Source organism: Opitutaceae bacterium TAV5 (assembly GCA_000242935.3).
Lineage (GTDB): Bacteria > Verrucomicrobiota > Verrucomicrobiia > Opitutales > Opitutaceae > Geminisphaera.
The window spans coordinates 1,248,270-1,259,449 of sequence record CP007053.1 but is presented as its reverse complement, the minus strand read 5'-3'; the positions used below and the strand labels follow the sequence as shown (position 1 = coordinate 1,259,449).

Here is an 11,180-nt window from a genome sequence, read left to right as displayed (position 1 = left end):
TGACGTAACGGGTGAGGCGGTGATGCGACACAAAAGCCGGTCCAGTGAACACGCAGGCATTTCAGCAGGCGGGGAATCCCGGGCGGAGCAGCGGGTGAAGATGGGCCTCGGATTTCCTGAACAGGATTTCATGGCTCGCCGGAGAGAGGGTTTGCGGCGCCGAGTCCGAGAAGGCGGAATTCGTGACCTCCGCTTTCGGAATGATGGTCGGGCAGAATCTTGAGTTTTATGCGATGCGGACCGGGGGAGAGGTCACGGGCGATGGTTACGGTGTCGCGGTAGCCGCCCCACGTCTGTTCATACCAGGTTTCGCGTGTCACGGGCGGGAGACTGTCCACCTGCACGGAGGCACGGCCAAAGCCGCCATTTTTGTGATAATCCATCAGGAAAACCGCGATACCCGTGATCTCGAATTCGATGGTGTCGCCGGGATGCCGGCCGATCCACGCTTTTGTTTCCGTGTCGAAAACCCATCCGTTGTTGGAAACAGGATACAGTTCGGAACTCTCGTGAAGCGTCACATCCTGGAAAAGATTGCTGTGGAGCGGAGCCGGGAGGAGAGAGGGCGGGGTGAAAGCAGGCGAGGCGGGGATCTGGACGCGCTCGAAATGTTCGATGAGCCGCCGGGCGATGAGCGCGTGGCCGGCGTCGTTGGGGTGGACGTAGTCCGCAGCATAGTCGTTCCAGGTGAGCCGTCCTGCGGTGATTTCCGGCCAGACGGCGTCGCGAATGCTGATCATGGGGACCTGGTAATGGCGACCGGTCTCGATCTGCGTCTGCTGCGCATTGGCGCCGTCGTTGCGGAGAAAAAACACGAGGACGACAGCAGGCGGTTGCGGACGATGGGCGAGAAGCTGGCGAATGACGCCTTCGTAACTCTCGGCGCGTCCGGCGGGGTCGTTCAGGTCGTTGACCGCGAAGTCAACGATGACCAGATCGGGATTTTTGGAAAGAACGTCGCGCTGGAGGCGAAGTGCGCCGTAGTTGGAACCGGTGGCGCCAATGCCGGCGTTGACGAGCTTCAACGGAGAATCGGGGAAGGCGGTGAGCCACCAGCCGGCGAGGCGCGTGACGTAGCGGTTTTCCGGCTGGGTGGCGCGGGCGCCTGCGGTGATGGAGCCGCCGATGGCCGCGAGGGTGATCGGCTCGCCCCGGCGGGCGCGGGCGAAGACTTCGCGCAGGCGAGTGTCGTCACCGGGAGAGACGAGGGCGCGGGCGGCAGCTGTGTTTGATAGTATCATGGAAATGAGGCGGTGACGGGGCGCAACAGGCCGTAAGCCGAAGGGTCTTTTTCGGAGACAATGCCAGAGCCCCATTCGAGGGTGGCGTTTCGTCCGGAGCCGTCGTTGTTATTGATGGCAAGAGAGAGGCGCAGCGGTTTTTCCGTGTTGTTGGCCAGAGGATACAGTTCCGGCCATTCGACGCGCAGGCGGTAACGGGTCGTGGATGCGTTGCGTTCGATGCGAACGGCGGCATGGCGAACCTCGTTCCCGGCGGGCGTCCAGCGGGCGGGAATGTCTCCCCGTGGATCAGCCGCCAGAATTTTGTGGAGGAGAGGGCCGTCAGGGGTGAGGGCGGCGATCAGTTCGGTGTTGCCGCCACTGATGCCGATGCCTTCGCAATCAATTGCGATTTGCAGGCTGTCGCCGTTCCACCATGCACTGGTTTCCTGCTGCGAGTGGACGGTGTCATTTACTTCCACTACGATGTCGAGTCCGGCATCGCTGGCTCCGACGGCGGCACGGGCGGAGAATCCGGCGTCAAGGTTGCCTTGTCGCGGCGCCTTGCCTTTCCAGTGGGTATTGATCCATGCGCTGGAGGGTATCTGCAAAGGTGCATCAATGTCCTTGAACAGAGGAGCCGTCTGGTAAGTAGCTTCGACGGCGGCGTGGCCGGCGCGGGCAGCTACTTGCCTGGAAACAACCTTGTCGGTAATGGGAAGACGGGAGATGGCGGCGGTGTCGGGGGTGGTAAGGTAATAGAAGCGGCCGGGCGGGAGCACGGAACCGGTGTCGGGGACGAGGGAGACAGCGCGACCTTCCCAGTCAAGAAGGGTAGAGGCGGGAGTAGCGACGGTGCTCAGGCTGGAAGCCGGCAGCGGGCCGGTTTCGCTCCAGACGAGGGCGAGGGGGCCGCGCGCGGTGTCGAGGAGGAGTGCGAGGGAATCAGTGGATACGGAAAATTCGCGGACAACGGTGGCCTGACGTCCGGTGATCCGGAGGAAGTTGGAAAGAACGACAGCGGCGTGGCGCGGTTCGGGTTGCGGACGTTTGCGAAAGAGACCGGAGCTGTGGGTGAACCATTTGTTTTCGCGGGCGAAGCCCAAGGCTTCCTTTTCCGTGAGGTTGGACATCTCGAAAAGCAGGGTGCGGCGGATACCGATCCTGAGTTGCCGGGCGAGGTCGCGGAGCAGGCGGAAGGAGAGGGCGTCTTCGGCAAGGATGGGGGTGGACTGCATGTTGCCCTGAAGGATGGCGTGCCACTCGGAGACGACGGCGGGTTTGGCGGGAACGTCGTGGATCGTGTCGATACGGCGGAATTCGTGAGAGCCACGGTCGGGGAAACTGCCGTGCTGGGAGAGCACGTCGTAGAAACGGGATGCGCCGAGCTGCTGGATGCGATTGTAGAACGCATAATAGGCGGAGCGGCTGCCGAGTCCGCCGATCCAGACTTCGGAGTCGGGCTGGAGTCGTTTGATGGTCGTGTAGCCGGCCTCCATGAGGCGGACGAAGTTTTCCGGGGTGTCGGACCAGAAGACGCTGCCGCCGGGGATAGCGGGTTCGTTCCAGAGTTCCCACAGGCGGATGCGGTCTCCGTAGCGGCGGACGGTGGCCTCGACGAAACGGGCGTAGTCCTGGATGTCGGCGGGGGCGTAGGCGGTGCCTTCGACAACGCAGATGTTGACGTTTTTCTTGTCGGGATGCGGTGAGGCCCAGAGAGGGGTGTAACAGAATTGCCCGGCGATGGTCATACCGGCGCGGGTGAGAGCGTCGATGTGCGGGTCGAGGAGTTCCCAGCGGTATTGGCCTTTGGCGGGTTCGATGGCGGTGTTGAGGTTGGAGAAGTTGGCCCCCCAGGGAATGGGGTGGATGTTGGCGAGGTCGAGGCCGACGAGCCGGGCAAGGGGGATGTTTTCCTGGTTGAGCGTGTAGGTGAAGCCGAACTGTCCCTTGGACTGGCGTCCGGGAACGTCAAGCGGGTCAGGCGGCAGGATGGCGAAGGACTGACGTGCGCGCTGAATGGAGAGAACCGTGCCGGTTGCGGGGGCTTTCAGGTCGAAGGAGCGGACAAGGGGACGCTCCTTTCCGGACTGATCGATGGCGCGGAACTCGGCTTCGTAGAAGCCGGGGCGGTCCGGCCGCCAAGTCCAGCCGTGGCGTTCGATTTCGGCACGCGGAGAGATGAACTCCGCGACCACCTCGCCTTCCACGGTGGTCAGCACGGTCTTGACAGACACGATGGCGGCGGGCAACGCCTTGCCGCTGAGCCTGAAGGCGGCGACCTCCCCCGGTTCCCACCAGGCGGGGATGGCGAGCGGAACCAGCCAGGAGCTTTCCAGTGCGGAGGTTTCCGCTCCGGCGGATGCGCCGGTGGACACGGAAAATGCGGTGACGAAGGCGTGGCCGGGAGTCTGTCCCAAGCCGGAGAAGCCGGCGAAGCGAGGCTCGACGGTTACGCCGCGTCCGGCAAGGGGAACAGAGCCCGAGACAGGCGATCCGCCGGCCCACAGGCTGACGGTGTCTCCCGCGCGGTCGTATTCGATTTTTAACTTCATCGGGCGGTTCGGGGAAAATTCGGGAAGGGAGCCGCGTTTGAGGACAACCATGTGCTGCGATTGCCAGTCCGCAGGCTCGTCATTGGCGGCGAGGGTGTAACGGCCCTCGGGGGTGAGGATGACATACACGCCCTTGCCCCACGGGGGAGTGCCAAGCCGGGGGTTGCCTATGCCGAGGGCGAGCCATCCTTTGGCGCCGGGTGTAACCTGTAATTCGGCCTCGGCGGTGACGACGGCCGGATCACCGGGGATGGGGAGCCGGCCGGCGAAAGGGCGGGTGTCCTGAACCTGGATTCCGGGGGCCTGGGTGGTGGAGGCAAAAACGAGGTTGGGAGTTGCCTGCCAGGTTGCCGTGCCTGCGGGCGTGCCGCGGAGTTGGGCGCCGGGCCGGCCTTTTTCGAGGCCGGTTGCAGTCGCTGGCGGAGCGAAGGCCAACGTAGCGACGAGGCACAACGATGCACAAAAGCGGAGGACAGGGGATGTGGACCAAGGCATAAATTCGAGGACGGAAAACGACAAAAGCACGAAGGCATGGCATCTGAGCCGCGCCGCGGCTCGGGAAACAGAAAAAATGCAGGCACCTTTCTCCTGCCGCGCATCGTGCTCGCGAGAGGAGAGAATGGCAACGCTTGTGAGAGAAGGGGGGGAGCGGGGGAAATGTATCAGCGGGCGTTCCGACGGAGACGACGACTCACGACCGTGGAGATCAGCGCGGCTCCGGCGACGAGCAGCGCGATGAAGCCCGGCTCGGGAATCGCGGAGGTCACGATCAGGCTGACCTGCCCGGCGGTGGCGAAATTCAGCTCATAATCGAACCCTGCCGGAGTGACGCCGAGCGCGAGGCCGTTGTTGACAAAGGCTCCGCCGGCGTAGCTGAAGAGGGTGTAGGTGCCCGCCCCGAAGCCTTCCAGTGCAGTGATGTTGAGTGTGCCTCCGAGAGTGAAGTCCCCCGTCACGGAAACGGAATCGCTGGTGGCGCCGAGGTCAAAATGGAGGGTGGCGGTGTTGGCGAGGGCAAGGCCGGCGCCAGCGGTGAATGTGCCGGCCAGACTGGCCCCGGAGTCATCATCGATGTTGCCGGCGGAGAAGGTCGCGCCGTCGAGCACTGTGATGGCGCGGTTGACGGTGCCGGAGCCACCGAGGGTGGCGCCGCTGGAGACGGTCACGGTGTCGCCGCCGGAGGCGAGGACGCCGTTGATGAGGAGGGTGCCCTCGCTGACGGTAGTCGTGCCGGAGTAGGTGTTGTTGGAGCCATTGAGGGCGACGATGCCGAGGCCGGTCTTGGTGAGATGATCGGTGTGGCTGTCGGCGCTGACGCCGGCGGCGCGCTGGATGTTGCCGGTGAAGTGGACGCGTCCGCCGGCAGTTGCGGTGAGGGTGAGGGCCTCGGCTTTCTGGTCGTTGTTCGCGCTGAAGCTGTTCACGAGGATGTTTCCGCTGAAGGTGGAAACGTGCGCGGTGGAGCCGCCGATGATATTGGGGCCGGTGCGTTCGCCGGCGCTGACGCTGACGAGACGGATATTGTTGGCGATGGTGCGGGCGCCATCGGTGAGGACGGCGGCCGTGCCCTCCAGATAGGCGGCGGTCGCGTTGTTGAGGCCGAGGCGGACTTCGCCGGTGCCGAAGGCGGAATCGTGGGCAGCGAGTGCGGTGCCGCGCCAGATGTTGGACGTGGTGGTGTAGGAATTGGACGCGCGCAGTTCGACCACGCCCGTGGTGGACGAGTTGAAGTTGAGGGCGGAGACGCCGCTGATGCTGTTTTCGATGACGAGGCGGCTGGTGTTGGAAAAGGAGCGGAGGGCGAGACTCTTGCCGTTGCCGTTGATCGCTCCACTCAGGGTTAGCTTGCCTCCGATGGCGTAGAACTGGGCGTTGCCGGTGAGCAGGATGTCGTTGGCGACGGCCTGGGCGCCGGCGCCGGTGTTGGTGATTCCTTGGTTGTTGCCGCTGACGCTGCCGGTGCCCGCGCCGTAGACGGAGAGGGTACCGGCACCGGAGAGGGTGAAGGAGGTGGCGGTGTTGAAGCTGAGATCTTTGACCGTGAAGGCGCTGTTGAGCACCGGCGCAGTGTTGGTGGCGCCGGTGAAGACGATGAGAGTGTCGTCGGCGCTGACGGGCGCGCCATCGGGATTCCAGTTTTCGGGGGTGAGGAAATTCGTGTCACCGCCACCGTCCCACGTGTAGGTGGCAGCGGCGAGGAAGGCGGGTGTGCTGAAGAGCAGCGAGGCGGCGATGATGAAACGGAGGTTGAATATGTGTCGAGCGGGTGTCATGAGAGATAGGATACTTGAATTGGTGATTGTCAGTGGTTGTCGAACAGGCAGAGAGGATCGCCTTCGGCGTGGTCGCGGAGATCCTTGATGAGATCGACTTGGCGAACGTGGCCGTCGTAGAAGCCGGCGTTGGCGGTCTTGCCGCTGCTGTGGCGCGGCCAGACGGACCAGTCGGTCGGTGAAAAACTCCCTCCCCAGGGAAACTTGGCGTAGCCCAGATTGGATTTTTTGTTGGTATCAACCGCCCATGCGGAGGGATTGGTGCTTGATGCGCCCGACGCCGCACAGCCGATGTCCACAATCATGATCATGCGGGTTGGCTGCTTGATGGCTTCCAGGGTCCTGGAGGGAGAGCGATTGTCTCCGTATTGGTGAAGTCTGTCCGGAGAAGACGCGTACTGGGTGCCTGAATTTAATCCGTAGGAGGAAGGCACATTTCCGGTTACATCCATGCTGGTGTCGGCGGCGTCGGCGTTGGTCGGGTCGGAAGGGCAGGTGAAAACGCCCCGGGCCTTTTTCGTGGTGCCGACGTAGGGGGCGATGTAGGCGCGCCAGGTGCGGTTGGCGTCGTCGGTGTTGCGCATGGGAATCAATCGTCCCCGGTTTTCATTGGCGTAGAGCAGGCAGGCTTGGGCGATCTGACGGACATTGGAGGCACAGTGCGCGGTCTTGGCGGTTTCACGTACGCGGCCAACGGTGGGGATGATAATCGCGGCGAGGATGCCGATGATGGCGATCACGGTGAGCAGTTCGATCAGCGTGAAGGCACGCCGGAGGCGGGGGGAGATCGGGCACGGTGTATTCATGGGGAAAACGGACGGGGGCGGTGGTGGATGGAGACGGTGTTTCTACGCGGTGCCGCCGGGAACGGGTTCACCGCGGAGGATGGTTTCGAGCGGGCCGTCGTAGCGACCGGCGATTTGCTCGTTGAGCACGCGGAAAGCGGTGGCGCCCATATGGGAGAAGGGCATGCGGTAGGTGGTCAGCGGCAGGTCGAGACGGGGGAGATTGCGGAAGCCGCCAATGCCGGTGACTTTGAGGTCACCGCTGGCCGTGGAGACGCGCAAGCCGCGCTCGGTGGCGGCAGTGATGCAGCCATGGGCGAGAAAATCCTCGGCGCACACGATGGCTTCCAGTCCCCCGGGGTGACGGGTCCACATGCGGTCAAAAAAATCGCGGGCGATCTGCGTGGGCTCTTCGAGCGGATTGTCGAAGCGTGGCTGCATCCTGGATTCAAGATGCGCGAGGGAGTCGTCAAACACGCCGGCTTCGGACATGGCTTGCCGGTAGCCGAGATAGCGGTCGCGGGTGGAGGGTACCCAGGCGTAATTGCTCAAATAACCGATGCGGCGCAGGCCCTGGTCGAGGAGGCGGCGGGTCATCGTATAGGCGGCGTGTTGTCCGTCGGAGACGACACCGGGGCGGTTCACGCCGGGCAGGTTCACGCCGACCATCACGACAGGGTAGGGGCAGGCGAGGATCATCTGCATGTAGTACACCTGATCCTGCGGGCTGCGTATCACCGGGTAAATGACAGCGCCGCGCACGTTGAACTCGCCGAGGCGCCCGACGATCTCGGCCTCCTTGCGGAAATTCATGCCGGTGGTCAGCATCATCACGCGCTGGCGGGCCTCGTTGGCGGCGGACTGGAAACCCTGCACGATCATCGCGATGCCCTCGTGCTCCACGCTCGGGTAGATGCAGGCGCAGGCGTCGAGGTCGAGCGCGTGCGCGCCGCCGTTGCGGCTGTGTGCGCCGGTTTGCGGGCGTTGCACGACGCGGGTGCCGGCGCGGGTACGGCGCTCGACGAGCTTTTCGTGCGAAAGCCGCGCGATGGCACGGCTCACGGTGCCACGGCTGCAGGAAAATTCTTCGGCGAGTTCCGCCTCGGTCGGAATTTGCTCACCGATCTTCCATACGCCTTCGGCGATGCGGCGCTCCAGTTCCGTGAACACGAAATCGGCCTTTTTCTGGGATTCTGTTAACATGGGGAACATGGGAGCAGGTGTGGGCGAATCGAACGAGACAGATGTTTTGACCAATAATTGATCAAAATCAAGAAGTTTTTCGCGCGAAGTGTTTATTTCATAACTTATTTATTTATAATATATTAAAATTAACATCGATCGTAATTGAGTTTATTTTGATCATTTTTTAATCAAAATTAACGTCGCTCTCGCCGGCTCCCTTGCCTCGCCCAGGTTTGAACCGGGGAGGGCAAAAAAATTTCAAACCTCGCTCGATTTCCTCTGCAAAACCTTGATTCTTGCCGTCATTCGTCAGTCACCGGCCATATCCGGGCCTGTTTCCCGTTCAGCACCTCCGCCTCCGCAACCAGCCACCCTCAAACCACACCGTCATGTTCCGCGCCATCAAACGCTTCTTCATCTGGCTCGGCCTCGCTGCCGAAAAAGCCACCGAAACCGACGCCATCAACCAGGCTGTCGTCGAACGCGGCATACGCGATGCCAAGGCCAAGGCCGACAAGGCCCACTACGCCAACGGCCAGCTCGCCGGCCAGATCGCCCTCCTCAAGGACCAGATCAAGCGGCAGGAGCGTCAGCGCGACGAAACCCAAAACCTCCTCCAGGCCGCCGCCGCCGCCAACGACGAGGCCAACGGCACCCACTACGCCGAGGAACTCGCCACCATCGAGCAGGATCTCGCCGACAACCAGGCCCAGCTCAAGAGCCTCGAGGAACTCTACCAGCAAAACACGCAGATCATCGCCAACAGCCTGCGCGAGATCCAGAAATTCCAGCGCGAGTTCGAGGCCGTGAAGGCGCGTGTCGCCGTCGGTCGTTCCCTGGAAAATCTCGCCGGCCTCATGAAGGGCTCCATCGGCGAACTCCAGGGCATGATGGGCGACGAGATGGGCCGCTCCATGCAACAGCTTCGCCAGGCCGCCGCCGGCGGCGAAGGCCAGATGCGCGCCACGCTCGACCTCGCCCGCGAAATGGGCTCCTCCCTCCAGCGCCAGCAGGAAGCCAAGCGCGCTCGCGGCGCTCTCCTGTTCAAGGAATACCAGAAAAAGATGGGCATGGTGCAGCCCCAGGCCGCCCCGCAACCCGATCCGTCTGCGCCCGCCCGCCAGAAAATCTCCGGGTCCTGACCACCCGGGTTCCCGTTTCCCGATCCTCAAACCTGTCGGAACAGGAAACTTCCAGAACCATTCTCTTTTACCGCGAAGGATGCGAAGGACGCGAAGCGGTCAGGAGTCGGATACAAATTCTCAATCAATTTACCTTCAATCCATCAGAAAAATAAAATGAATCTGTTTTTTCCGCTCTTCGCATCCTTCGCGTCCTTCGCGGTTAATTTTTAGAACCTCCCAACAGAAGGAAACGAAGAGAACGAAGGTATTTCAGTTTCGGATCTTCTTCGTTCTCCCTGTTTCCTTCTGTTCAAAGCCAAACCCTGAAAAAATCTTCCCATGACAGCTCGCGGTAAATTCGTCCTCACCCTCCTCATTCTCGGCCTCGCCGGATTCGGCGCGTACAAATGGTGGGACAAGCTCAAACCTGCCTCCGCTCCCTCGTCGGCCGCCGCGCCTGCGTCCGCCGCCGCCACCACCGCCGCCGGAGAAACGCACACCGCGATCGACGCCGCCGAGTTTGTCGCGCCGCTCTTTGCCTGTCCCAATCTGCCGCCCGCCGCCGCCTACGTTCCCAAGGACAACACCATCGATCTCGAACTCAGCGAATACGCGGGCTATGCCGGCATCATCGTCGCCAACGGCGGCCTCGAACCCTCCGAAAACTCCTTCTTCTACAAAAAGCACGGTTTCAAGGTGCGCATCACGCTCAGCGAAGAGGAAAGCTGGCCGGCCCTGAACACCGGCCGTATCGCCGCCTCCGCGACCACGGTGGATGTCCTCACCGCCTATTGCCGCAACTTCGCCGTCACCGCCCCCGTGCAGATCGGTTTCTCGCGCGGCGCCGACGGCATTGTCGTGCGCAAGGAAATACGCCGCATCAACGACCTCAAGGGCCGCGTCGTGGTCGCCTCCCAGTTCACCGAGGCCGACTTTTTCCTGCGTTACCTCACCCAGGAGGCCGGCCTCGAGGTCCATCTCCTCGCGACCCCGCAGGAGCGCCCCGATCCCGACAAGGTCAACCTCCTCTTCGCCGCGGACGCCTTCGCCGCCGCCGACCTCTTTCTCCAGGACCTGAAAGCCGGCGGCAACCTTCTCGCCGGCTGTGTCACCTGGGCGCCGAAAACCACCGAGACCGTCGAGGCCAGCAACGGCGCCGCCACGCTTCTCACCACCAACAGGAATCTGCTGATCATCGCCGACATCCTGATCGTCAACAAAGCCTTCGCCCAGGCCAACCCGAAGATCGTCGCCGGCCTCGTCGAGGGCACCCTCGAAGGCAACCGCCTCGTCCGCGACCAGTCCTCCGCGCAACTCGACACCATTGCCCGCGCCTTCAAGTGGACTCGCGACCAGGCGCGCGAGGAACTCGCCAAGGTCCACCTCTCCAACCTCCCCGAAAACCTCGCTTTCTACTCCGGCGCCATCGATTCCGCCGGCAGCTTCAGCGGCATCTTCACCTCCGCCCTCCTGGCCTACGGTTCGCTCATCGACCAGCCCACCGATGCCGAGCGTTACATGGATGCCAGCCACCTCGAGGCGCTCCAGGCCGCCGGGGCCTTCGCCGGCCAGCAGGTCGCCATCGCTCCCATCCGCAGCTCCGCCACCGGCGCGCTCGAAGGCGATCCGCTTCTCACCAAGGACATCCGCTTCCTCTTCGAACCCAACTCCGCCGTCCTCCAGCTCTCGAACCGGGAAAACCTGCAAAACCTCGACGCGATCAAGCGCCTCCTCCAGGTCAGCCCCGGCTCCACCATCCTCCTCCGCGGCCATGTCGACAACGCCCTCGTCGACACCTTCCGCAAGCAGGGGGGCGACGCCTTCGTCCGCCAGATGGCGCTCAAGGCCATGGAGCTCTCCAAAAACCGCTCCAACGAAATCCGCCGCGTGCTTATCGAACGGCTCGAAGTGACGCCTGCCCGTCTCGAAACCATCGGCCGCGGCTGGGAGGAACCCGCCGGCTCCGACCCCGAGCTCAACCGCCGCGTCGAAGTCCAGTGGTTTACCGTCGAATAAACCGGCGCGTCTCTCCCGCCCC

General features: G+C 63.0%; 7 protein-coding genes. 2 read left to right on the top strand and 5 right to left on the bottom strand.

All coding sequences use genetic code 11. The annotated features are described in order from the left end of the window. Positions 1–128 precede the first annotated feature (128 nt). The 5 genes from OPIT5_05820 to OPIT5_05800 all read right to left on the bottom strand — a co-directional run bounded on the left by OPIT5_05820 (position 129) and on the right by OPIT5_05800 (position 8,045). Positions 129–1,241 carry a hypothetical protein gene (locus OPIT5_05820; GenBank protein AHF89822.1) on the bottom strand — a complete coding sequence of 371 codons (1,113 nt, stop codon included), beginning with the start codon at positions 1,239–1,241 and terminating at the stop codon, positions 129–131. After that, positions 1,238–4,210: a hypothetical protein gene (locus OPIT5_05815; protein ID AHF94113.1), complete on the bottom strand. Its 2,973-nt coding sequence runs from the start codon at positions 4,208–4,210 to the stop codon at positions 1,238–1,240. The genes OPIT5_05820 and OPIT5_05815 overlap by 4 nt, the downstream gene beginning before the upstream one ends. Before the next feature lie 227 nt (positions 4,211–4,437). Then, positions 4,438–6,048 carry a hypothetical protein gene (locus OPIT5_05810; protein AHF94112.1) on the bottom strand — a complete coding sequence of 537 codons (1,611 nt, stop codon included), beginning with the start codon at positions 6,046–6,048 and terminating at the stop codon, positions 4,438–4,440. A gap of 29 nt (positions 6,049–6,077) precedes the next feature. Further along, positions 6,078–6,854, bottom strand: a complete 777-nt coding sequence (locus OPIT5_05805; protein ID AHF89821.1) for an N-terminal cleavage protein — start codon at positions 6,852–6,854, stop codon at positions 6,078–6,080. 42 nt (positions 6,855–6,896) lie between these two features. Next, on the bottom strand, positions 6,897–8,045 hold the full coding sequence (locus OPIT5_05800; protein AHF89820.1) for a transcriptional regulator: 1,149 nt from the start codon (positions 8,043–8,045) through the stop codon (positions 6,897–6,899). A gap of 269 nt (positions 8,046–8,314) precedes the next feature. Here OPIT5_05800 and OPIT5_05795 point away from each other — a divergent pair, with 269 nt between their 5' ends. Both OPIT5_05795 and OPIT5_05790 read left to right on the top strand, forming a co-directional pair. After that, positions 8,315–9,160: a hypothetical protein gene (locus OPIT5_05795; GenBank protein AHF94111.1), complete on the top strand. Its 846-nt coding sequence runs from the start codon at positions 8,315–8,317 to the stop codon at positions 9,158–9,160. A 321-nt stretch (positions 9,161–9,481) separates the two neighbouring features. Further along, the gene (locus tag OPIT5_05790) at positions 9,482–11,158 is read left to right on the top strand and encodes a hypothetical protein (GenBank protein ID AHF94110.1); all 1,677 of its coding nucleotides are present in this window, start codon (positions 9,482–9,484) and stop codon (positions 11,156–11,158) included. Positions 11,159–11,180: the final 22 nt, after the last annotated feature.

Excerpts from the sequence above, each read along its gene's own strand:
- OPIT5_05820 (AHF89822.1), bottom strand. The coding sequence starts at position 1,241 with ATGATACTATCAAACACAGCTGCCGCCCGCGCCCTCGTCTCTCCCGGT.
- OPIT5_05810 (AHF94112.1), bottom strand. The coding sequence starts at position 6,048 with ATGACACCCGCTCGACACATATTCAACCTCCGTTTCATCATCGCCGCC.
- OPIT5_05805 (AHF89821.1), bottom strand. The coding sequence starts at position 6,854 with ATGAATACACCGTGCCCGATCTCCCCCCGCCTCCGGCGTGCCTTCACG.
- OPIT5_05800 (AHF89820.1), bottom strand. The coding sequence starts at position 8,045 with ATGTTCCCCATGTTAACAGAATCCCAGAAAAAGGCCGATTTCGTGTTC.
- OPIT5_05790 (AHF94110.1), top strand. The coding sequence starts at position 9,482 with ATGACAGCTCGCGGTAAATTCGTCCTCACCCTCCTCATTCTCGGCCTC.